Origin of the sequence: Brevundimonas sp., assembly GCF_032107865.1 — a bacterium.
Classification (GTDB): Bacteria; Pseudomonadota; Alphaproteobacteria; order Caulobacterales; family Caulobacteraceae; genus Brevundimonas.
In genome coordinates this window covers 1-20,028 of record NZ_DAMCNG010000007.1, presented here as the reverse complement: position 1 = coordinate 20,028, position 20,028 = coordinate 1, and the positions used below count along the sequence as shown (strand labels likewise).

Below are 20,028 nucleotides of genomic sequence, written 5' to 3'. Positions count from 1 at the left end.
GCCGCAGACATGACCAAGACGGAACTGATCGGCCGTATGGCCGAGGCGGCGGGCATCAGCCGCGATCAGGCCAAGCTGGCGCTGGAAGCCTTCACCGATCAGGTGACAGGATCGCTGGTTCAGGGCCGCGACGTGCGGCTGGTCGGCTTCGGCAGCTTCGTCGCCGTGGACCGCAAGGCGGGCGTGGCCCGAAACCCCCAGACCGGCCAGGAGATCGCCCGCCCGGCCTCGCGCACCGCGCGCTTTCGTCCCGGCGAAGGCTTGAAAAGCGCCTTGAACGGCTGACCGCCACAGGGCATGAAGCCTGTCCCGACGCTGAGTCGGATGATGTGGGCGGCTAGCTCAGCTGGTCAGAGCATCTCGTTTACACCGAGAGGGTCGGCGGTTCGAACCCGTCGCCGCCTACCATCATAACTCATTGAAAATACTAGGCTACCTTAAGGTGGCGCGGCTTTTCTAGTGAGTTGGTCCCCGGTTTGGTGGAGCCGAACCGGTTCCGAACGTCGTCCTGAAAGCTTGATCGATGGCGCCTCTAGTGGCGGACATGCCCAGGAAGCCAGCGGCGTCCACAACGCAGCTTTCGAGGGCGCGCTTCACGCGCAGGATCGGTTCGCCGTTGAAATGGATCACGGCGTTGAGGCTTCGGGCCTGAGATTCTCGCTGCCCCGCCTCGCCAGTCGATAGGCGTGTTCGATGAAATCGCTGATCATGAATTCCATGGTTCGACTGTCGCCAAGCGGCAGCAAGCGACGGCGTCAGGCCAATCAACGCGCCTGAAGGGCTGACCGACTTTCCAACAGTGCGAAGCGCGTTTCCTCGTTCGCCGGATAGAAGGCTTCAAGCGTTAGTTCAGACAGGGTGATGTCTGTTGCAGAGCCGAACACCGTCGTGGTCGACAGAAAGGACAGAGGCCGACCGCTGGCGGGATCCTTGATGACGAGAAGCGTCGCCACGCCTGGGGCCTTGCTCGGTGCTTGCAACGGCGTCGGGCCTGCAGAGGCTTCCAGCTCGGCGTGAAGGCGCTCCAGCGTCTCATCCGCCGCAATATCGGCTTCCCTCCGAAGTCGATGGAGGACATAGGCCCGCCATTCCGGAAGATTTAGAATGGCGGGCGCCAGCCCTCGGGGCGACAGGCTGAGGCGCAGCACATTCACAGGGGCTTCCAGCATTTCGGGACGCGCGCCGCTGATCAGCCGACGCAGAGCCTCGTTGGCGGCGACCAGGGTCCAGTGACGGTCCACCGCGACGGCCGGGAAAGGATCGTGGGCTGCTAGAACCGCCTTCACCACGGACAGGGCCTCCGCCAGTTCCGGGGTCTCCAGCGGGCGTTCCTGAAGCGGCGACGCATATCCTCCGGCGCGTAGCAGTCGGTGTTGCTCGCGCAGACTGAGATCGAGCGACCTGGCCAGGCGAAGCAACATGTCCCGTGTGGCGGACGACCGGCCGCTTTCCACGAAGCTGAGGTGGCGCGCCGATACGTCTGCTTCCAGCGCGAGGGCCAGTTGGCTCAGCCGTCGGCGCTTGCGCCAGAACCTCAACACGTCGCCGACCGATTGCAGGAGCTCTGTCATCTTTTCTCCTGCTTGGGGGCTCGTTCAAGGTCGCAGCCGGACGACCTGGCCTGATGAAGCGCTACATTGTGGTCCTTCCATCTCATGGATCAACGGACGTCCCCAATTCTTCTTCTCAGAGGAGAGAGCGACCGACCCCGTTGGTCCGCGGTCATGGAAAGTCGTTCCTATAGCCGCACGCTCCGAGGGCGACGATTACGTCGGAGGTAGTTGAGGCTGGAGCGGGCGGCGACAAGGATCGGGGCCTCTTGCTGAGGAGACAAAACAATGTCCGACTTTCAAACAATAGCCGCCGCCTACATCGCCACCTGGAACGCAAGCGACGTCGCTCAGCGCCGGGCGCTCCTGCAGGCGCACTGGACTGAGGGAGCCAGCTATGCCGATCCGCTCATGGCGGGGCGTGGGCAGGATGAGATCGACGCTCTGATCGCCGCTGTCCATGCACGCTTCCCCGGCTTCGTCTTTGTCCTGAAGGGCCCTGTCGACGGCTATGCCGATACGGCGCGCTTTTCTTGGGGGCTAGGTCCGGTGGGTGATCCGTCAGTTATTCTGGGAAGCGACGTGGTGTTGCTTGACGATGAGCGCATCGCCACTGTGATCGGCTTTATCGACCGTTTGGAGACTTGAGTAAGTCGTCGTGCCGGGGGCGGCGAGCGGCTAGGCTTGGTCGGATGGAGCGCTTGGCTGGCCAGGCGTAAGCGCCGCCTCCTGAAGCGCCAGATGGCTTGCATAGACTTCGGGATCATCGAGGGCCCTGGCGCAGAGCACGACGACGGCGGTCTGATCCTTGAGATTGCTCAACCATGACGTTCCCAGCCCTCCGGCCCAACCGACCTGGCCGGTCATGGCCTCGGCGGTGGTGCGGCCGGCATCGACCGAGACGCCGTAACCCCAGCCTCGGCCGTCCAGGAAATAGGCGGCGTCGGCGCGTTGGTCGTCGGTCAGGTGATCCGAGAACATGCGCCTGACCCAGGTCTCGTCGATCATGCGCCCCTTGGGGGTGTCGCCCCCGGCGTGCAGCATTTTCACAAAGGCCATGTAGTCGGCGGCGGTGGACACCAGCCCGCCTTCCCCGCCTTCAAATGCGGGCGGCTTGCCCCAGGGGCTGTGGGCGGGATCGTCCGACAGCGCCAGGTCGCTGGAATAGGCGGGGGTGAAGCGAGAGGCCTGTTCGGGCCTGACATGGAAGCCCGTGTCGTTCATGCTCAGCGGGGCGAAGATGCGCTCTTGCAGAACCTGTGACAGCGGAGACCCGGCGAGACGCGACGCCAGCACGCCCTGGATGTTTGACGAGACGGAGTAGAACCAGCGGTCGCCGGGCTGGGCGAGCAGGGGTAGGGCGCCGAGCCGGCCGATCCATTCGTCCTGGTCCATGGGCGTCGAGGGGTCAGGAGGACCGAAACCGACGATCTGCCGGCGTTCGATCTCGCGCTGGATCGGGGTGCTGCCCGGCGCGGCCGGGATGATGCCGGTTCCCGTGCGTGACGTCAGCACATCCTCGACCGTGATCTCGCGCCGGGCGGGAACGGTCTGATCCAGTTCGACGTCAAGGCTGACCAGAACCTGGGGATCGGCCAACTCCGGCAGCCAGCGAGCGACCGGGTCGGAAAGGGCGACGCCGTGCTCCTCCATCAGCATGATGAGGGCGGCGGCGGTGATCGGCTTGGTCAGGGAGGCGATACGGAATATGGCGTCCGGCGCCAGGGCTGCGGATTTCTCCAGGTCGACATGACCTGCCGCCCGCAGGGAGACATCTCCATCCAGGACGGCGATCACCACGCCGGGCTGCAGGGCGGTCGCTGCCGCCATTGCGTGTTCCAGGTCGTTCATCAAGGCGGGCTCCGTCTTTTGGCGAGGGGCGGGGCGTCACAAGTCAGGATAGCGAGGGATGGGGCGACAAGGGCTTCCAGCGCGTCGCGAGAGGCGCCGTCTCTGGCCTGCATCGAAAGGCCCTGCATCAGCATGCTGAAGTAGTTGGCCAGCACCCGTGTGTCGACCGAAGGCGACAGGTCGCCCTCGAGGACGCTGCGGTCCAGGCGGGCGCGAACAGCGGCTTCCGTATCCGCTCGGATGCGTATGAGCAGATCGCGCAAGGGCTCAGTGTCCGGCTGACAGTTGACCACGCCCAGGACAAGCAGACAGCCGCTCGACTGAGGCGCGGCGAGCGCCGTGTCGATGCTGCTTTGAAGCATGGCGTGCATGGCGTCGCGGGCGGTCGGACCCTGATCCAACGCGCGCACGGCGGCCGACCCTGTCGTCGCCACATAGAGATCCACCGCTTCTCGGAAGGCCGCTTCCTTGGAGCCGAAGGCGGCGTAGAAGCTCGGCGGGGCGATCCCCACGGCAGCCGTCAGGTCGCTGACCTGCGCGCCTTCATACCCCTTGGCCCAGAAGACATCCATGATCCGCTGCAAGGCCAGCGCGCGATCAAAGCTGCGGGGGCGGCCTCGGACTGCCATGGAAATCCTTTCTGTATTCTTGGCTACATAAACTGATTGACCGAGCTCGACAAGCTGACTAGCCATTTATGTAATCAATCATACATAAATAAGGGTCAGGCATGACGACGATGGAAACCACAGCGTCAGGCGACGCATCGGGCGACGCGCCGCAACAGGAGGCCGGGCGGCGGGGAATGCCTCTGGTGGTCTATGTCCTGGGACTGACGATCTTCTCGCTGACGACCTCGGAGTTCATGGTGGCGGGCATGATGCCGTCGTTGTCCGCCGCCTTCGGCGTTTCAGTGGCCGAGGTCGGCTATCTGATCTCCATCTACGCGGGCGGCATGGTGCTGGGCGGGCCGGTGCTGACGGCGGTCTTGCTCAAGCTTGGAATACCCAACAAGCGAGCCTTGCTGGCCCTGCTGGCGCTTTACGCCGTCGGCGGGATAGTGGCCGCCACTGCGGACGGTTATGGCGTCATGGTCGTCGCTCGCATCATCACCGGGGTCGCTGGATCGGCCTGTTTCGGCGTGTCCCTGTCTATCTGCGCGGATCTGGTTCGACCGGAAGCGAGAGGGCGCGCGGCTTCGATCGTGTTGGCCGGCCTGATGTTGGCGACGGTTCTCGGCGTGCCGGCGGCGACTCTGATCGATCAGCATTTCGGTTGGCGCGCCAGCTTCTGGCTGGTGGTGGCGCTCGCGGTTCTTTGCGCCCTGGTGATCGCCGCCCTGGTCCCGGCGTCGAAAGAGGCGGTCCGGGCCAGTTTGGCCCAGGAGCTGGCGGCCTTCCGCAATGGCCGATTGTGGGCCGCCTACGCCACCAGCGGCTTGATCATCGGCGCCGTCTTCGCCGCCTTCAGCTACGTCTCGCCCATATTTACCGATGTGACGGGTTTCGCGCCGGCCGCCGTACCGCTGTTGCTGGGCGTCTATGGGGCCGCCAACGTCGTGGGCAACATGGTGGTCGGCCGCTTCGCCGACCGATACGCCATCCCCATCCTGGTCGCCGGCCTGATCGCCCTGGCGGCGCTGCTCGTGATTTTCGCCCTGTTTGCGGACCATCGCGTGATCAGCGTCGCCGCCTTCATCGCGATCGGACTGGTGGGCGTGCCGATGAACCCTGCGATGATTTCGCGGGTCATGAAGGCGGCCCATCCCGGCCCCCTGGTCAATACGGTGCACACCTCGGTCATCAACGTCGGGCTGGCGGCGGGCGCCTGGTTCGGCGGCGCAGGCATTATGGCCGGGTATGGCTTGCGGTCGCCCTTGTGGATCGGGGTGGCGCTGGCGCTGTTCGGCCTGGTCACCCTGATGCCGCGCCGCTTCAGACCTTCTAGGTGACGCCGAGCGCAGGCGGCGCGTCCGGGTGATCGGCGAGGGGAAGTTAGCGGCGTCTCGCGCTGATCATTTGGGCTGGCCCGAGCAAGGGAACTGTTCCGCCCAGCGGCATAATCCCTCGGCGCCGGCATTGAGCGCCGCTCCGCTTTCCGTCAAGGAATAGACGACCTTGGCCTGTGATCCTGCATAGACTTTTCGATGCACAAGCCCGTCAGCCTCCAGGTCGCGCAAGTTTTGCGTCAACATCTTTTCGCTAATCGAAGGTATCGCCTGCCGCAATCGGCCAAATCGGCGAGGCGCGGCGCCGAGTTCGCAAAGAATATTTATCTTCCACTTGCCGGCGACCATCTTCATCGCGGTCGAAAAGCCATTGTCCGTGTGTGCGTTCATTCGACCTACTTACCCCCAAGTAACCACTTGCGCCTGCGTGCGTATTGGCGTTGCGCCTCGCGCATTTTAGCTCTCCCAAACGGCAAGGGAGCCGAGTGTTGCGTTGACCAATATGGGGTGTCGAAATGAAGCCTACAATCAGTGTCCTGGGGACCGGACGCATGGGGTCGGCGCTCGCCCGCTCACTGCTTCAGGCGGGATATCGAACGACCGTTTGGAACAGGACAGCGGAAAAGACCGCGTCGCTGGCGGCCGCCGGAGCCGCTGTCGCAGCATCCGTGCGGGAAGCCGTCGAGGCGGCGGACATAGTCATCGTGAACGTCACCGACTATTCTGCAACCGCCGTTCTGCTGCACAGCGATGGCGTTGCTTCAGCGATGCGTGGCAAGCTGATTGTGGAGCTCACTTCTGGGACGCCGCACGGCGCACGCGAAGCCGCTGACTGGATTGCTGGGCACGGAGCCGGCTATCTCGACGGCGCGATCATGGCGACGCCGGATTTCATCGGCACAGAGGCCGGGACAATACTGATTTCGGGGCCAAGGGAGGCTTTTGACGCGAACCAGGGTGTCTTTGGCGCCCTGGGCGGCAATGTGCAGCATGTTGGCGAAGAGCCGGGGCGTGCGAACGCGCTTGATAGCGCCATGCTTGCTCTCATGTGGGGAGCGTTGTTCGGAACGCTCCATGCGATTGCGGTGTGCCAGGCCGAGGACATCGATCTTGACCAGTTGGCGCGGCAGTGGGCGGCGACTGCGCCCGTCGTTGATGGGCTTGTGACCGATCTCATCAAGCGGACAAACGCCGGCCTTTTCGCCAGCGACGACGAGACGCTATCCTCGATTTCCCCGCACTACAGTTCGCTCCAGCATCTTCTGGAACTGATGGAGGCGCGCAACATCGACCTCTCTGTGGTCAAGGGGTATGACGCGATCTTCCGACGGGCGATCGCCGCTGGCCGCGAACATGATGATTTCGCGGCGCTATCGCACTTCCTGGGAAAGCCGGGAGACAAGTAAGATGTCGTTGTCTCTTCTCATCGATTCATATTGCGCGGCCTGGTCCAAAGACGACGCCGAGCAGCGGCGGGCGTTGTTGCTCCCGATCTGGAGCGATGGCGCAACCTACACGGACCCAATGATCCACGCTTCCGGCGCTGAAGAATTTCTAGCGCACATTGCGGGCGTTCACGAAAAGCACCCTGGCGTCCGCATCTTGCGGACAAGCGAAGTGGATGTTCACCATGACATCGCACGCTTCTCGTGGAAGTTCGTGACGCCTGACGGGGCGTCCTTTCCAGAGGGTTTGGACGTGGCCTTCTTCGACACGAGGTTGAAGCAGATGACACGTGTCATCGGCTTTTTTGGGCCGATGCAAGCCGCGAAACGGGACTGACAGTCATGAGGGAGCTGGTCATGGACGCAGCAAGTCCAGGCTGACGCGCTCTCCGAAACGCTCTGCAGTTTCCAGTGCGAGCACAGCGCTGCTGGTCTCAGAGGCGTACAGAATCTCGGAAGAACGAACCGGCGCGCCGCAGTAGTTGAAGACGCCCAGCTCGGCCTGGGTGATCATGGCGTCGCGGTATCCGCGCCGTTCGTAAACGGCCTGATCCGCCCCGGCGAGACCAAGGAGGTGAACCGGAAGCCAGTCCAGCTTCTTGATCAGCCCTTTTCCGCCGGGGCCGTCTTCAAAGGCCCAGCCGTTTGAAAAGACCCGTTCGATCCAGCCTTTCAGATAGGCCGGCATGCTCCACCAGAAGACCGGGTAGACCAGCACCAGGGCGTTCACGCTCTCGAGCCTTTGCTGTTCGCGCGCCACGTCCGGCGGGGGCGCCGATCGGCGGTGGTGGACGGCTCTGTCGTCCAGACGATAGCGCGGGTCAAAGCCTTCCTTGACGAGGTCAGCGATTTCGCTGGTTGCCCCTGTTCTGTCGACCCCCCGGGCGATGGCGGCGGCGGCTGCGTGGGTGAGGGATGACGGGTCCGGGTGAACCGTGACGACGAGCGCTTTCATGGGGCGGGATTCCGTTATATACTTTTAGTAAGTTACTAATGGTATATAGCGCTGATGTCGTCAATCTCCTCCGCGCCTACGACGGCGTCTCGTCAACGAATGTCGCGCGGCGCGCGTGGCGCTCAGTTGCTGGAGGCGGCCCGGCGCATGATCCGTACGTCCGGCGTGAACGCCCTGACGCTAGGGCGGCTGGCGGAGGAGGCGGGTGTCACGAAGCCGGTCGTCTACAGCCATTTCGAGGATAGGAACGCCTTGCTGCTGGCGCTTTACGCCCAGTACGATGAGCAGCAGGCGCTAAGGATGGAGCAGATCTTTGCTGCCGCGCCCGCGACGCTTCAGGCCGTCTCTTCGGCGATTGCGGAAACCTATGTCGATTGCGTCCTGGGGCAGGGCGTCGAGATTCCGGGTGTCGGCGCCGCCCTGTCCGGCGCGCCCGAGCTTGAAACGCAGAAGCAGCAATACGACGAGACCTGGCAGGCGCGCTGCCGCGAACTCTTGGCGCCGTTTTCGAGCGCGCCGGTGTCTGCTGCGGGCCTGCTCGTCCTTCAGGGCGCGGCGGACGCCTTGTCCAGCGCGGCGGTGCAGCGGCGGCTCTCTCGAGACGAGGCGTGTGGCGCGCTGGCCGGCGTCATCATTGATGTTGTGAATCGGGCTGAGGCGAGGGTTAGCCGCCCAAGGCGCCGACATCATGCGGTGCTCGGTTTTGCCTGACGACGCTTCGGTGTCCCGCAGCATAAGGTTTTGCATCGGGGTTGTCGCCAGAATTCCTGAATTCTTACTTTAAGGTCAGTACCTTACGAAAAAGTAGGCACTCGAAAATATGAAGGCGATGTCTAGATGTTGAGCACCGCTGCGCTTGTCGCGCGGCCGATTTCAACAAGGACAAGACATGGACCCTGTACTTTTCTACGGCGTGCCGCATGGCTGCTCGTTCGGTTCGATCGTCGCGCTGGAATGGCTTGGACGCCCCTATCATCTACATCGCATCGACATGGGCGCGCAGAGGCCCGGCGGTGCGTTTTCCAAAGCCAGCCCGTTGGGGCAGACGCCTGCGCTTCTCATGGGGGACGGCGGCACGCTGAGCGAGAGCATGGCCATCCTTCACCACATCGCGGCGCAAGGCTTGGACAAAGGGCTGGGCTTTGCTCAGGGAAGCCCCGCGTTCGACAGGCTGAACTGGATGCTGTCCTACCTGCACACGTCGCTGCACTCGAGCCTCGGCTACGGGTGGAGCACATACAAGCTGGCCCAGGATGACGACGTCGGCCGCCAGTGGCTGCGAAAGACGGCGCGTGACAGTGCTGCGCGTGACTACGCCTATCTGCAAACCTGTCTTGAGGGGCGCGAATGGCTGGTCGGGGACCACCGGACGGTCGCCGACGCCTATTTCATCGGCGTCGCCCGTTGGGGAGAGGATCTGGGTCTGTTCGACCTCGCGAGGGAGTTTCCCCGCCTGCATGCTCATATGACCAAGCTCGAGGCTGATCCGGCGGTGATCTTCGCCCACGCGATTGAGGACGAGAGGCCGGCGACATCGGCTGGCGGCTTCCTCGGCCACATGGCGTTACAAGAGATGGAGGAGGTGCTGGCCGCTGAGTGAGAGCGCGGCCTGGCCTCAACCGGAAGAGACCAAGAGAGCTCCATTCGCCATGGAGCTCTCACGATCGCTGTCTGGATATGATCTTGGATGAAATAGCGGCGTCAGCCCTGTTGCGGCTTTCGCGCCTCTATGTTGGCGCCATGCATCTTGCCCCAGGCGGCGAGCGGACCCAGGGCGTCGTCCAGCGAGACGCCGAGCTCGGTGGCTGAATACTCCACGCGCGGAGGGGACTCGTGGAACACTTCGCGGCGGACCAGACCGTCGGCCTCCATCTCGCGCAATTGCTGGATCAGCATTTTCTCGCTGATGTCGGGAATGAGCCGCTTCAATGCGCCGAAGCGGCGCGGCTCGGTGCGGATCGTCCATAGGACCAACGCCTTCCATTTGCCGCCGATCACCTGAAAGGCGGGACCCAGGCCGCAACTGTCGGGTTGTGTTTTCGCCATTGGATCCCTGCCTGTTTTTGCGCCCGAAACGGCCTCTGGCGGGCCGAGGCGTGGACACGCTGTGCGCCTGACGGCGCGAGCCTATGGGTTGGCCAGGGCCGCCGTTGCGTGCAAGGCGGCGCCGACAAGGAAGATTATGGTCAGCACGATGGACAGGCGGTTTCTGGCGGAAAACAAGATGGGTTGCAGGATGGCCCTGAGCAACCAGAAGCCCGCTCCCGCCATGGCCAGCACGCCCATGTTCTCATCTGCTCTCAACCAGAACAGAGCGACGCCATAGGCGAAGAAGCAGTAGGTCAGCATCACATTGAGCGTTTGAGTGACGGCGGTGTTGATCGTTCCGGATGACGCAAGCGTCGAGGGCCAGCCGAACAGTCGCCAGAACATCAAGTGAAAGAGACCGAAGCCGATATCAAAAATCGACGCCAGGACGGCATATGTCAAAATCGGCTCTCCGGCTTTCGAGTGAGCGAGCGTCGGTCGATGACTATCTGATCCGTTGAGCGGACGAAATGCGCAACGTTAGCGCAGGCGTCAGGTGCGGGGGCATGGGCGCGCGGGTGAGAATATTCAGGCTCCGCATTTACATATACGAACGTATGTATATATTTAGTGACCTGATCAAGGTTCCGATGTGAGGCGAGATGAAGAGTGCCGATAAAAGGAAGGAGCGCGGAGATCGTGCTCGCGCCGATATCCTGCGCAGCTCGACGCGGATGGCTTCGCTTGAGGGGCTGGAAGGGCTGACGTTCGGTCGCGTGGCTTCGGAGGCCGGCGTGGCGAAGAGCAATGTTCAGGTGCTTTTCGGCGACCGGGAGGCGCTGCAGCTTGCGACGATCGAGGCCGGCGTGGATCTCTATGTCGAAACGGTTGTCGGCCCGGCGCTGATGAAGGCCAGGGCGGTTGATCGTCTGATTGCGCTTGTCGAGGGCTGGTATGATTTTGTGGAGCAGAGAACCTTGCCCGGCGGGTGCCTGATCCATGCATTGAGCAATGAATACCGGACGCGCCCAGGCGATATTCGCGATCGGGTGGAACTGCATCGCGTCGAGGCGCGAGGCCGCATGATCGCGCTGTTGAACGACGCGCTCAGCGAGGGGGCGTTGCGACGCGACGTCGAGGTCGATCAGGTCGCTTTCGAGCTCATCGCCCATCAGGCGTCGGCCAATGTGGCCGCGTTGATGGATGATCAGGAGCAGTTTCGGCGGGCGCGTCTGGCGTCCGGCCGTCTGATCCAGGCGGTCCGATCTGAATGAGGCGCCGGTCCCTCATCGCCTCCAGTCTTTGACCGTCAGGCCCGGCCCATGCCGCCGGGACTATCCGTTTTGAAGCTCCCCGACGTCGGATGACCTGACGAGGTCTGACGCCGTGTGTGGAGTCAGCATCCCTATCGAAGCCCTTCCAGGGCGACGGCAGACGCGCCGAACAGGCGTCGCGCTGTGCGGATGCTTATGCCTTCTTTCCAATCAACAGCTTGGCGATGGTGCGGGAGCGCCGCGCCAGAAAGGTCCATCATGGCAGGCGCCGTGTCCCAGGCTTCAGGCGAGGCCAAGAACCCAGAAACCCCGAACCCGTGGCTGTCGGTCGCGATGCTGGCCTTCGGCGTGTTCGTCGTCGGAACTGGCGAGTTCGTCCTGGCGGGCTTGCTGCCGTTGCTGAGTCGCTCGCTCGGCGTTTCTCCATCGATGGCGGGGCAGGTTATCACCCTCTTTGCCTTGACCTGTGCGATCGCGGGGCCTGTCCTGACGACCGCGACCCGAGCGTGGCAGCGGCGCAGCGTCCTGGTTGTCGCGGTGAGCGTCTATCTGGCGGGCAGCGTCTGGACGGCCTTGGCGCCTTCCTATGTCCAGGTGCTCCTGGGGCAGGTCGTGGCGGCGCTTGGGGTGGGGCTGTTCGTGCCGACCGCCACGGTCACTGCGGCGGCGATGGTGTCCCCGGCGCACCGGGGGCGAGCGATCGCATTGGTGGTCAGCGGTTTCACCGCCGCCACCGCCCTGGGGGCGCCCCTTGGGACGGCGTTCGGAGGGCTGTTCGGCTGGCGATCAACCCTGTGGCTCGCGACGGGGCTGGCGGCGGGGGGCGCAGTCGGCGTCGGCGTCTTCATTTCCCGGCGGACAGTCGTCGCGATGACGACAAGCCTGCGCGATCAACTGGGGTTCCTGGTGGATCCCCGGGTCATTGCAGTGCTGGGCGTGACGCTGCTGGCGTTTACGGCGGTCTATATGCCGTACACCTATATGGGCGTCATTTTCGACGGCGCGACGCAAGGCAGCAGCCTCTACCTCGCCGGTCTCATGACGACGCTCGGTGTCGTGGGGACCATCGGCAATCTGGGCGCCGGGTTTCTTGCGGACCGGATCGGCGGCCCCAGGGTGGTGGCGATCGCCTTGATCTGGCTGATCATCAGCATGTTGATCCTGCGGTTTGCGACTGAGCACCTGAACTGGGCCTTCGCCGTGATCGCATTCTATGGCGTCGCCGCCTTCGCCATCACCACGCCGCAGCAGCACCGCTTGATCTCTCTGAATCCGGAGGCCGCAGGGGGGCTCGTTTCGCTCAACCAGGCGGTCTTGTATCTGGCGATCGCGCTGTCGGGCTCCATCGGCGGCCTCGGGATCGAATGGGCGGGAGCCGACAACCTCGGCTTTGTGGCCGCTGTCCTGGCGGCGCTCGCCCTGTTGCTGTCGTTGTCGATGTCGAGACGGCCAAAGGGGGCGAGAGCAGCCAAGGTCGTTTAGTGTTGCGCACGCCCGCTTGGGCGGCGCACGCACTGAGGCTGTTCCGCAAAGTCAGCGTCGGAAATAGACCACCATCCGCAGGTGGCGGTACTCATCGACGGTCAGCATTTCATGCAGGAAGCCGTATGGCTCTGCGTCGGGCGACAGGATGGCGCTGATGCCCCGAGCAGGGTGTTCCATGCTCGGTTGCTCGAACCATCGGCGAAAGTCAGGCGAGACCAGCTTTATCTCATCGACCAGAGCCGCCATCGCCAGATCGTCAGGCGCGCTGGCCAGATCATAGCGGAACTGTGCGACCAGCTTCGGCGCCTCATCGAGCCAGTGGAGAAGGCGTCGCCGGAACGCGGGATCGGCGAACACCATGCGCAAGATGTTGCGATCCGTTGGTGCGCGGTTCGTGAAATCGAAAAGATGGTCGGCGGTCGGGTTCCAGGCGATGACATCCCATCGGAGGTTGACGACATAGGCGGGCCGCGTCGTCAGGTCGTTCAGCAGATCCTGGATGAGGGGGCTGACGGACGGCCACTGATAGGCTTCCAGAGGCGGGGGCCGCCTGTGCGCTAACAGAAACAGATGGCCGCACGCGGCGTCGTCCAGTTGCAGCGCCTTCGCCACCTTCAGCAGAAACGCCTCGGAGACCTGTATGTCGCGCCCCTGCTCGAACCATGTGTACCAGGTGAGACCGACGCCGGCGAGCGCAGCCACTTCCTCCCGACGCAGGCCAGGCGTGCGTCGGCGGACGGTCGAGGGCAGTCCCGCATTGACGGGCATCAGCGCCTTTCTGTGACGGGTCAGAAAAACGGAGAGGTCGCTTCGTGTGCGTGCAAGCGTGCGGTTGGACAAGAACGGCGCCTCTAGTAACAGGATAATTTCTTATATTGTAACATGATAGGCACGCCTTGAAAGGTGCTCCGACAAGGAGACGACATGGCTTTTCAGGATGACCCCGAACTTCAATTCTCTAAGGATTTTGAGGCGCCCGCGTCGCCAGCGGTGCGGGCAGGCGCGCGCGAATGGCTGGGACTGGCGCTGCTTGCCTTGCCGACAGTGCTGCTCGGCCTGGATCTGACGCTGTTGCATCTGGCCTTGCCCGCGCTGGCCGTCGATCTGCAGCCGACCAGCACGCAGGCCTTGTGGATCATGGACGCCTACGGCTTCCTGATCGCAGGGTTCCTGATCACCATGGGAACGCTGGGCGACCGTATCGGCCGCCGCAAACTGCTGATGATCGGCGCCTCCGCCTTCGCCGTGGCGTCCACGCTCGCAGCCTTATCCACCAGCGCCGTCATGTTGATCGTCGCGCGAGCTTTGCTTGGCATCGCCGCCGCAACCCTAATGCCGTCCACTCTGGCGCTGATCGCCAACATTTTCGCCGATCCCAGGCAGCGCGCCCTGGGGTTTGGAATCTGGGCGACCATGTTCGCGTTCGGCATGGCGTTGGGACCGATAGTGGGCGGGGTTCTGCTGGAGCAGTTCTGGTGGGGCGCGGCCTTTCTGCTGGCCGTGCCGGTGGTCGGGTTGTTGATCGTGTTGGCGCCGGTCCTGCTGCCGGAATACCGGGCGCCGAACGCCGGCCGCCTGGATCTGGCGAGCGTCGTCCTGTCGCTGGGGGCCATGCTGCCCGTGGTCTACGGCGTCAAGCAGATCGCCAAGGACGGCCTGGGGCCTGAATCGATCGGCGCCCTTGTCGTCGGCTTCGTCTTTGCCTGGGTGTTCGTCCGTCGGCAACGGCGGCTCGCCGACCCGTTGCTCGACATGAGCCTGTTCGCCGACAGAGCCTTCAGCGTGGCGTTGATCGTGCTTCTGTTCGGGCTCGTCGCCGTGGGCGGGACGATGTTGCTGGTCACGCAATACCTTCAACTGGTGATGGGCTTCTCGCCTTTGGTCGCGGGTCTCTGGATGGGGCCGCCGGCGCTCGCCATGATCGCAGCCGGCGTCACCGCGCCGCTCATCGCCCGATACGTTCGTCCGGGATATGTGGTGGCGGGCGCGTTGGGATTATCGGCGGTGGGGTATCTGATGCTGGCCCAACTGGGCGGCGGCGCTCCTGGAGCCGCGCTTGTCGTCGCCGGTTTCTCGCTAGCCTATCTCGGGCTTGGCACGATCGCGGCGCTGGGGACGGATCTTGTCGTCGGGTCGGCGCCGGTCGACAAGGCGGGGTCCGCTTCCGCGATGTCTGAGACGGCGCAGGATTTGGGCATATCGGTCGGCATCGCCGTGTTGGGCAGTCTCGCCACCGCTGTCTATCGCCGCACGATCCTGGATCAGTTGCCTGAGGCCCTCGGCCAGACGGCGCACAAGGCGGTCGGCGACAGCCTGTGGGCGGCGTCTTCGGTCGCGTCGGAACTGCCGCCGGGCCTCATGGCGAAAGCGCAAGCGGCCTTCATGGCGGGGTTCAGCGCGGCCGCGCTGGTCAGCGCCGTGAGCGTCGCGCTTCTGGCGGTCCTGGCGGCGGTCTTGTTGCGACATGTCGGCCAAGGCGACCGCCATGAGGCGGCTCTCCCGAGCGCGGTCTCCGATCCCTAAGGCGAGAGGCTCTTCTCATCTGACATGACGGCCTCAGGCGCTTGCCCAGATCACGGAAGTGCGAACCGGAACTCCGACGGCGGCCAGGGCGAGACGACCGTGGCCTGGGTGTCTGAGCGGGTAGGTGCGCTTGCGGGAGGGGCTCTTGGGTCCCGTAATTGGGAACGATGGCTTGGTAATTGCGCAAATTTGCGCCCATGCGTTCTACTAATGGGACGCTGAGGAGGCCTGGATCGCTTGTTGTGCAAGAGGACCCATCCCACATCGGGCCAAAGGCGCCAGTGCGGCGCTTGCAACGAGGAGACGGCCATGTCGAATACACCTGAACGCGCGATCGTCAGCGTCACGCGCTCGCAACCCATGCACCGCGACGCCATCCGCGATGGACGCGCCGCCGTCATGCCGGGCGACTGGCGGAAGCATGATCCCTTCCTGTCGATGATGAACGATCGCTTCAAGCGGGGCGCCTTCGGGCCGCATCCGCACCGGGGTTTTGAAACCGTCACCTATGTGATGTCAGGCCGTCTGCGCCATGAAGACAACAAGGGCGGCGGGGGCGAGCTGGGGCCGGGCGACACCCAGTGGATGACGGCGGGCCGAGGCGTGATCCACAATGAAATTCCGGCGGACGACGGCTTCGTTCATGTGCTGCAACTGTGGCTGAACCTGCCGGCCAAGGACAAGCTGACGCCGTCGCGCTATCAGGACTTGCGGGGGGCTGACATGCCGGTGCGGCGCGAGCCCGGCGTCGAGGCGCGGGTTATCGCCGGGCGCTCCGGCGACGTGGTGGGATCGGCTCAGAGCCATTCGCCGGTGATGATGCTGGATATTCGTCTGGAGCCCGGCGCGGAGTTCATCCAGGACATTCCAGCGGGCTTTAACGGCTTTCTCTACGTCATCGACGGCGAAGGAACGTTCGGCGCGACGGCGACGCAGGGCGGCCCCGACGCGACCTTGTGGATGGAGCGCAAGGCCGAGGACAGCGTGGTGTCCATCACCGCCGCCACCGCTCTGCACGTCGTCGTGCTGGCGGGGGCACCGCTGAATGAGCCGGTCGCCGCTCGCGGCCCCTTTGTGATGAACACCGAGGTCGAGTTGGATGAGGCGATGAACGACTATCGCGCCGGAGGATTCGGCGCGCCTTTCAGTGCGCCCTGAGCGCGGCGGTAAGGTCGAGAGCCAGGTCCGGGCGGCGACGATGTCGTCCGGAACCGGCTCTGTCCGGCCGCTGTTCCATGCTGGCCCAGGGTCAGATTGGGAAGCCTATTCCGACGTCTTGCCGTCGAAATGCTCTTCGGCTTCGTCGGCCTTGGTCGCGTGGATCACGCCGTCGCGGTGCTCGGGCGGGCCGTACAGGGTGTAGAGCTTCAGCGGCTCGGTCCCGGTGTTGATCAGGTTGTGACGGGCGCCGGCGGGCACGATGATGCCGGACTCGGCTTCGGCCGGACGCGACAGGCCGTCGATCACGATCTGGCCCTGGCCCTGCTCGATACGGAAGAACTGGTCGTGGCCCTCGTGGACCTCTTCGCCGATCTCCTCGCCGGGCTGGAGCGTCATTAACACCAGTTGCAGGTGGCGGCCGGTGTAGAGCACCCGGCGGAAGTCGTCGTTGTCGAGCGTCGCCCGTTCGATGTCGTCGAGATAGCCTTGCATGGCGAATCCTCATGGAGAGCAGGGAGGACCGTCCCTTAACCCGTCTTGAGGCGCCGGGCCTTGATCTTTCGCAAGCCCAAGAAAAAACGCCGGAGCTTGCGCCCCGGCGTTTCGGCATTCTGCGCTGTGCGACGGCTTAGCCGCGCTGGGCCAGCGGCACGTAATCGCGCTCGGTCGGGCCGGTGTACAGCTGACGCGGGCGGCCGATCTTCTGCGACGGGTCGGCCATCATTTCCTGCCACTGGGCGATCCAGCCCACGGTGCGCGCCAGGGCGAACAGCACGGTGAACATGGTGGTGGGGAAGCCCATGGCCGACAGGGTGATGCCCGAATAGAAGTCGACGTTCGGGAACAGCTTGCGCGAGGTGAAATACTCGTCCTGCAGGGCGACGCGCTCCAGTTCCTTGGCGACCAGGAACAGCGGGTCGTTCTCGCGGCCCGTGGCGGCCAGCACTTCATAGGCCGACTGCTGCATGACCTTCGCGCGCGGGTCGTAGTTCTTGTACACGCGGTGACCGAAGCCCATCAGCTTGTAGCGCTTGTCCTTAACGCCCTGAATGAATTCAGGAATGCGGTCCGGGGTGCCGATTTCCTTCAGCATGTTCAGCGCCTCTTCGTTGGCGCCGCCGTGCGACGGGCCCCACAGGCAGGCGATGCCGGCGGCGATACAGGCGAAGGGGTTGGCGCCCGAAGAACCGGCCAGGCGGACGGTCGAGGTCGAGGCGTTCTGCTCGTGGTCGGCATGCAGGATGAAGATGCGGTCCATGGCGCGCACCAGGGCCGGATCGACGTGATAGTCCTCGGCCGGCACGGCGAAGCACATGCGCAGGAAGTTCTCGGCGTACGACAGGTCGTTGCGCGGCGAGATGAAGGGCTGGCCGATGTGGTACTTGTACGCGCGGGCCGCGATCGTCGGCATCTTGGCGATCAGGCGGATGGCCGAGATGTTGCGCTGGACCGGGTCATGGATGTCCAGGCTGTCGTGATAGAAGGCCGACAGGGCGCCGACAGTGCCGACCATGATCGCCATCGGGTGGGCGTCGCGGCGGAAGCCTTCGAAGAAGCGGTCGAACTGGGCGTGCAGCATGGTGTGGCGCGTGACGCTCTGCTCGAACTCTTCGAACTCGGCGGCGTTCGGCAGTTCGCCGTGCAGCAGCAGGTGGCAGACTTCCAGGAAGTTGGACTTGGAGGCCAGTTGGTCGATGGGATAGCCGCGGTGCAGCAGCACGCCTTCATCGCCGTCGATGTAGGTCAGGCCCGATTCGCAGGCCGCCGTGGAGGTGAAGCCGGGATCGAAGGTGAAGGCGCCGGTGCCGCCGTACAGCTTGCGGATGTCGATGACGTCCGGGCCGGTCGAGCCGGAGAGGACGGGGAGCTCGATGCTTTTGTCCTGGTAGGACAGGGTCGCCGAGCCGGCGGGTTTCGCTTGTTCAGTCATCTAGGCCCCTTGTTCTTCTTTCGACCGGCGCGCGGGGAGGCGGACGGCCTGAGTTGGTTATGGGTGATCACTTAGTCTGTTGCAGCGCATCATCCAAGCGTCCCAGACTTTCGTCGCGCCCGAGAGCGCACAGAGTGCGTGCGATATCTGGCGACGTCGAGCCGCCCGTCAAGGCGGCGCGCATGGAAGGTCCGATTTTTCCGAAGCCTACGCCTTCTTCTTCGGCGAAGACCTTAAGCTCAGCTTCCAGAGCAAAGACGTCCCAGCTCTGGAAAAGACCCAGTCGTTCACGCAGTCGTGAAATTCGCTGGCCGCCTTCGCCTTGCAGCAAACCGGCCGATTTCTCGTTTAAGGCGAGCGGACGCACCTGCAACACGAATGCCGTTTGATCGGCCAGTTCTGGGATGGTTTTGGCGCGATCCTTGACGAAGGGCATGGCGCGAAGCAGCCGTTCTTCGTCGTCCGGCTGAAGCGTGCGACCGCGCGCCAGATGGGCGTCCAGGGTCAGCTTGGCCAGACGATCATCGTCCGCCAGGCGCAACCAATGGGCGTTGACGTGGGCCAGCTTGTCGAAGTCCAGGCGCGCAGGGGCCTTGTTGACGCCGGTCAGGTCGAACCAGGCCAGGGCCTGCTCGTCGCTGAACAGTTCGTCGTCGCCGTGCGCCCAACCCAGACGGGCCAGGTAGTTGCGCATGGCTTCGGGCAGATAGCCCATGTCGGCGTATTCGTGCACCGCCTGGGCGCCGTGACGCTTGGACAGCTTGGCGCCGTCCGGACCGTGGATCAGGGGGATGTGGGCAAAGGTCGGCCGCGTCCAGCCCAGGGCGTCGTAGATCAGGCTCTGACGGGCGGCGTTGTTCAGATGGTCGTCGCCGCGGATGACGTGGGTCACGCCCATGTCGTGGTCGTCCACCACCACGGCCAGGTTGTAGGTCGGCGCCCCGTCGGAACGCAGGATGACCAGGTCGTCCAGCGAGGCCGAGTCCCAGCGCACGGTTCCCTGCACGGCGTCATCGACCGCGACGGCCTGATCCAGCGGACGGCGGAAGCGCACCGTGTGCGGCTTGGCCAGATCGTCGACGCTCGGTTCGCGATCACGCCAGGGCGAGACGAAGTCGCGGCCCTCGGCCTTGGCCTGGTCGCGCAGGGCCGTGGTCTCGTCAGCGGTCAGGAAGTCGCGATAGGCGTGGCCGGTCGCCAGCAGTTCGTTGACCACGTCGCGGTGACGGTCGGCGCGGGCGAATTGAAAGACCGGCTCTTCGTCGCCGAACAATTCGAGCCAGGACAGGCCGTCGAAGATGGCCTTCACCGCCTCGTCGGTCGAGCGCTCACGGTCGGTGTCCTCGATCCGGATCAGGAACTTGCCGCCGCGTCCCTTGGCGTACAGCCAGTTGAATAACGCAGTTCTCGCCCCGCCGATATGCAGGTAGCCTGTGGGCGAGGGGGCGAAGCGGGTGACGACGGTCGAGGAAGAGGAGGTCATAGAGGCAGGGTCCATAGGGCAGGGTCTTATACGCCCGCCCGTGGGGAAGCGAACCCTTATGGCCCGGTTATTTGACAGTCTTCGCAATGACGTGCGGGCGCAGGCGGATCGCTGGCCCCTGTGGTCGTCCGTCTGTTTCGGCGCAGGGTGCGCCGCCTACTTTGCGCTGAAGGATGAACCGGCGACGTGGCCGCTGGCGACGGCGGCCGTGGTGTTGTGCGGCGCCTGGATCGTGGCGCGGGCGCGGGGGGCGTCCCGGGCTGTGACGCTGGTCCTGTTGATGCTGGCCTGTTTCGGCGGCGGCCTGGCGCTCGCCAATCTGAGGGCCGAGGCCGTGGCGGCGCCGATCGCACCTGCGGACATGAAGCCCACGCAGCTCGAGGGCTGGGTCATGG

22 protein-coding genes, 1 tRNA gene and 1 pseudogene are annotated in these 20,028 nt (G+C 64.3%); 13 read left to right on the top strand and 11 right to left on the bottom strand.

Going from position 1 to position 20,028, the window contains the following annotated elements; all coding sequences use genetic code 11:
* Window positions 1–9 precede the first annotated feature (9 nt).
* Together RT567_RS01455 and RT567_RS01450 are read left to right on the top strand one after the other, a co-directional pair.
* Window positions 10–285: an HU family DNA-binding protein gene (locus RT567_RS01455; RefSeq protein ID WP_291781749.1), complete on the top strand. Its 276-nt coding sequence runs from the start codon at window positions 10–12 to the stop codon at window positions 283–285.
* Between the two features lie 46 nt (window positions 286–331).
* Window positions 332–408: transfer RNA gene (locus RT567_RS01450), tRNA-Val, on the top strand.
* A 356-nt stretch (window positions 409–764) separates the two neighbouring features.
* Here the strand turns inward: RT567_RS01450 and RT567_RS01445 are convergent.
* Window positions 765–1,571 (bottom strand): helix-turn-helix transcriptional regulator, encoded by an 807-nt coding sequence (locus RT567_RS01445; protein WP_313573818.1) that lies wholly within the window; start codon window positions 1,569–1,571, stop codon window positions 765–767.
* A 267-nt stretch (window positions 1,572–1,838) separates the two neighbouring features.
* Between RT567_RS01445 and RT567_RS01440 the strand changes: the two genes are divergently transcribed.
* The gene (locus tag RT567_RS01440) at window positions 1,839–2,198 is read left to right on the top strand and encodes a nuclear transport factor 2 family protein (protein WP_313573816.1); all 360 of its coding nucleotides are present in this window, start codon (window positions 1,839–1,841) and stop codon (window positions 2,196–2,198) included.
* 30 nt (window positions 2,199–2,228) lie between these two features.
* On the opposite strand, the gene RT567_RS01435 is transcribed toward RT567_RS01440, so the two are convergent.
* Window positions 2,229–3,401 carry a serine hydrolase domain-containing protein gene (locus RT567_RS01435; RefSeq protein WP_313573815.1) on the bottom strand — a complete coding sequence of 391 codons (1,173 nt, stop codon included), beginning with the start codon at window positions 3,399–3,401 and terminating at the stop codon, window positions 2,229–2,231.
* Complete coding sequence (locus RT567_RS01430; RefSeq protein ID WP_313573813.1) at window positions 3,401–4,030, bottom strand: TetR/AcrR family transcriptional regulator; 630 nt, start codon at window positions 4,028–4,030, stop codon at window positions 3,401–3,403. Before RT567_RS01430 ends, RT567_RS01435 begins: the two co-directional genes overlap by 1 nt.
* A 101-nt stretch (window positions 4,031–4,131) precedes the next feature.
* Here RT567_RS01430 and RT567_RS01425 point away from each other — a divergent pair, with 101 nt between their 5' ends.
* Window positions 4,132–5,352: an MFS transporter gene (locus tag RT567_RS01425; RefSeq protein ID WP_313573811.1), complete on the top strand. Its 1,221-nt coding sequence runs from the start codon at window positions 4,132–4,134 to the stop codon at window positions 5,350–5,352.
* A gap of 63 nt (window positions 5,353–5,415) precedes the next feature.
* On the opposite strand, the gene RT567_RS01420 is transcribed toward RT567_RS01425, so the two are convergent.
* A complete protein-coding gene (locus tag RT567_RS01420; RefSeq protein WP_313573809.1) occupies window positions 5,416–5,739 on the bottom strand; it encodes a helix-turn-helix domain-containing protein in 324 nt (107 codons plus the stop codon).
* Between the two features lie 125 nt (window positions 5,740–5,864).
* Between RT567_RS01420 and RT567_RS01415 the strand changes: the two genes are divergently transcribed.
* Both RT567_RS01415 and RT567_RS01410 read left to right on the top strand, forming a co-directional pair.
* Window positions 5,865–6,755, top strand: coding sequence for an NAD(P)-dependent oxidoreductase (locus RT567_RS01415; RefSeq protein ID WP_313573807.1), 891 nt, complete (start codon window positions 5,865–5,867; stop codon window positions 6,753–6,755).
* A gap of 1 nt (window position 6,756) precedes the next feature.
* Window positions 6,757–7,131, top strand: a complete 375-nt coding sequence (locus RT567_RS01410; RefSeq protein WP_313573805.1) for a hypothetical protein — start codon at window positions 6,757–6,759, stop codon at window positions 7,129–7,131.
* Between the two features lie 18 nt (window positions 7,132–7,149).
* Here the strand turns inward: RT567_RS01410 and RT567_RS01405 are convergent, their stop codons facing one another.
* Entirely contained in the window at window positions 7,150–7,749 is a 600-nt protein-coding gene (locus tag RT567_RS01405; RefSeq protein WP_313573803.1) for an NAD(P)H-dependent oxidoreductase, read from the bottom strand.
* A 99-nt stretch (window positions 7,750–7,848) separates the two neighbouring features.
* Here RT567_RS01405 and RT567_RS01400 point away from each other — a divergent pair, with 99 nt between their 5' ends.
* Together RT567_RS01400 and RT567_RS01395 are read left to right on the top strand one after the other, a co-directional pair.
* Window positions 7,849–8,460, top strand: coding sequence for a TetR/AcrR family transcriptional regulator (locus tag RT567_RS01400; protein WP_313573801.1), 612 nt, complete (start codon window positions 7,849–7,851; stop codon window positions 8,458–8,460).
* Window positions 8,461–8,638: 178 nt separating this feature from the next.
* Window positions 8,639–9,349, top strand: coding sequence for a glutathione S-transferase family protein (locus RT567_RS01395; RefSeq protein ID WP_313573799.1), 711 nt, complete (start codon window positions 8,639–8,641; stop codon window positions 9,347–9,349).
* 101 nt (window positions 9,350–9,450) lie between these two features.
* Here RT567_RS01395 and RT567_RS01390 read toward each other — a convergent pair whose 3' ends face one another.
* A complete protein-coding gene (locus tag RT567_RS01390) occupies window positions 9,451–9,795 on the bottom strand; it encodes a helix-turn-helix domain-containing protein (RefSeq protein ID WP_313573798.1) in 345 nt (114 codons plus the stop codon).
* Between the two features lie 81 nt (window positions 9,796–9,876).
* A complete protein-coding gene (locus tag RT567_RS01385; RefSeq protein ID WP_313573796.1) occupies window positions 9,877–10,239 on the bottom strand; it encodes a hypothetical protein in 363 nt (120 codons plus the stop codon).
* Window positions 10,240–10,571: 332 nt separating this feature from the next.
* Here RT567_RS01385 and RT567_RS01380 point away from each other — a divergent pair, with 332 nt between their 5' ends.
* Window positions 10,572–11,051: a TetR family transcriptional regulator C-terminal domain-containing protein gene (locus RT567_RS01380; protein WP_313573794.1), complete on the top strand. Its 480-nt coding sequence runs from the start codon at window positions 10,572–10,574 to the stop codon at window positions 11,049–11,051.
* Window positions 11,052–11,309: 258 nt separating this feature from the next.
* Entirely contained in the window at window positions 11,310–12,533 is a 1,224-nt protein-coding gene (locus RT567_RS01375; RefSeq protein WP_313573792.1) for an MFS transporter, read from the top strand.
* A gap of 51 nt (window positions 12,534–12,584) precedes the next feature.
* On the opposite strand, the gene RT567_RS01370 is transcribed toward RT567_RS01375, so the two are convergent.
* A complete protein-coding gene (locus RT567_RS01370) occupies window positions 12,585–13,376 on the bottom strand; it encodes a helix-turn-helix transcriptional regulator (protein ID WP_313573790.1) in 792 nt (263 codons plus the stop codon).
* Between the two features lie 84 nt (window positions 13,377–13,460).
* On the opposite strand from RT567_RS01370, the gene RT567_RS01365 reads away from it, so the two are divergent.
* Both RT567_RS01365 and RT567_RS01360 read left to right on the top strand, forming a co-directional pair.
* Window positions 13,461–15,059 carry an MFS transporter gene (locus tag RT567_RS01365; RefSeq protein WP_313573788.1) on the top strand — a complete coding sequence of 533 codons (1,599 nt, stop codon included), beginning with the start codon at window positions 13,461–13,463 and terminating at the stop codon, window positions 15,057–15,059.
* A gap of 309 nt (window positions 15,060–15,368) precedes the next feature.
* Window positions 15,369–16,217, top strand: coding sequence for a pirin-like C-terminal cupin domain-containing protein (locus RT567_RS01360; protein WP_313573786.1), 849 nt, complete (start codon window positions 15,369–15,371; stop codon window positions 16,215–16,217).
* A 105-nt stretch (window positions 16,218–16,322) separates the two neighbouring features.
* Here RT567_RS01360 and RT567_RS01355 read toward each other — a convergent pair whose 3' ends face one another.
* The 3 genes from RT567_RS01355 to gltX form a co-directional block, all read right to left on the bottom strand.
* Entirely contained in the window at window positions 16,323–16,712 is a 390-nt protein-coding gene (locus tag RT567_RS01355; protein WP_313573784.1) for a cupin domain-containing protein, read from the bottom strand.
* A gap of 136 nt (window positions 16,713–16,848) precedes the next feature.
* On the bottom strand, window positions 16,849–18,150 hold the full coding sequence (gltA, locus tag RT567_RS01350) for a citrate synthase (protein ID WP_313573782.1): 1,302 nt from the start codon (window positions 18,148–18,150) through the stop codon (window positions 16,849–16,851).
* 67 nt (window positions 18,151–18,217) lie between these two features.
* A complete protein-coding gene (gene gltX / locus RT567_RS01345) occupies window positions 18,218–19,633 on the bottom strand; it encodes a glutamate--tRNA ligase (protein ID WP_313573780.1) in 1,416 nt (471 codons plus the stop codon).
* Window positions 19,634–19,691: 58 nt separating this feature from the next.
* Between gltX and RT567_RS01340 the strand changes: the two are divergent.
* Window positions 19,692–20,028, top strand: a pseudogene (locus RT567_RS01340) (competence protein ComEC); the annotation flags it as partial.

What these genes read in the sequence shown, in the direction of transcription:
- RT567_RS01410 (WP_313573805.1), top strand. Translation starts at nt 6,757, where the DNA reads ATGTCGTTGTCTCTTCTCATCGATTCATATTGCGCGGCCTGGTCCAAA.
- RT567_RS01445 (WP_313573818.1), bottom strand. Translation starts at nt 1,571, where the DNA reads ATGACAGAGCTCCTGCAATCGGTCGGCGACGTGTTGAGGTTCTGGCGC.
- RT567_RS01415 (WP_313573807.1), top strand. Translation starts at nt 5,865, where the DNA reads ATGAAGCCTACAATCAGTGTCCTGGGGACCGGACGCATGGGGTCGGCG.
- RT567_RS01355 (WP_313573784.1), bottom strand. Translation starts at nt 16,712, where the DNA reads ATGCAAGGCTATCTCGACGACATCGAACGGGCGACGCTCGACAACGAC.
- RT567_RS01365 (WP_313573788.1), top strand. Translation starts at nt 13,461, where the DNA reads ATGGCTTTTCAGGATGACCCCGAACTTCAATTCTCTAAGGATTTTGAG.
- RT567_RS01375 (WP_313573792.1), top strand. Translation starts at nt 11,310, where the DNA reads ATGGCAGGCGCCGTGTCCCAGGCTTCAGGCGAGGCCAAGAACCCAGAA.
- RT567_RS01390 (WP_313573798.1), bottom strand. Translation starts at nt 9,795, where the DNA reads ATGGCGAAAACACAACCCGACAGTTGCGGCCTGGGTCCCGCCTTTCAG.
- RT567_RS01400 (WP_313573801.1), top strand. Translation starts at nt 7,849, where the DNA reads ATGTCGCGCGGCGCGCGTGGCGCTCAGTTGCTGGAGGCGGCCCGGCGC.
- RT567_RS01360 (WP_313573786.1), top strand. Translation starts at nt 15,369, where the DNA reads ATGTCGAATACACCTGAACGCGCGATCGTCAGCGTCACGCGCTCGCAA.
- gltA (WP_313573782.1), bottom strand. Translation starts at nt 18,150, where the DNA reads ATGACTGAACAAGCGAAACCCGCCGGCTCGGCGACCCTGTCCTACCAG.
- gltX (WP_313573780.1), bottom strand. Translation starts at nt 19,633, where the DNA reads ATGACCTCCTCTTCCTCGACCGTCGTCACCCGCTTCGCCCCCTCGCCC.
- RT567_RS01435 (WP_313573815.1), bottom strand. Translation starts at nt 3,401, where the DNA reads ATGAACGACCTGGAACACGCAATGGCGGCAGCGACCGCCCTGCAGCCC.
- RT567_RS01430 (WP_313573813.1), bottom strand. Translation starts at nt 4,030, where the DNA reads ATGGCAGTCCGAGGCCGCCCCCGCAGCTTTGATCGCGCGCTGGCCTTG.
- RT567_RS01420 (WP_313573809.1), bottom strand. Translation starts at nt 5,739, where the DNA reads ATGAACGCACACACGGACAATGGCTTTTCGACCGCGATGAAGATGGTC.
- RT567_RS01405 (WP_313573803.1), bottom strand. Translation starts at nt 7,749, where the DNA reads ATGAAAGCGCTCGTCGTCACGGTTCACCCGGACCCGTCATCCCTCACC.
- RT567_RS01425 (WP_313573811.1), top strand. Translation starts at nt 4,132, where the DNA reads ATGACGACGATGGAAACCACAGCGTCAGGCGACGCATCGGGCGACGCG.
- RT567_RS01455 (WP_291781749.1), top strand. Translation starts at nt 10, where the DNA reads ATGACCAAGACGGAACTGATCGGCCGTATGGCCGAGGCGGCGGGCATC.
- RT567_RS01395 (WP_313573799.1), top strand. Translation starts at nt 8,639, where the DNA reads ATGGACCCTGTACTTTTCTACGGCGTGCCGCATGGCTGCTCGTTCGGT.
- RT567_RS01440 (WP_313573816.1), top strand. Translation starts at nt 1,839, where the DNA reads ATGTCCGACTTTCAAACAATAGCCGCCGCCTACATCGCCACCTGGAAC.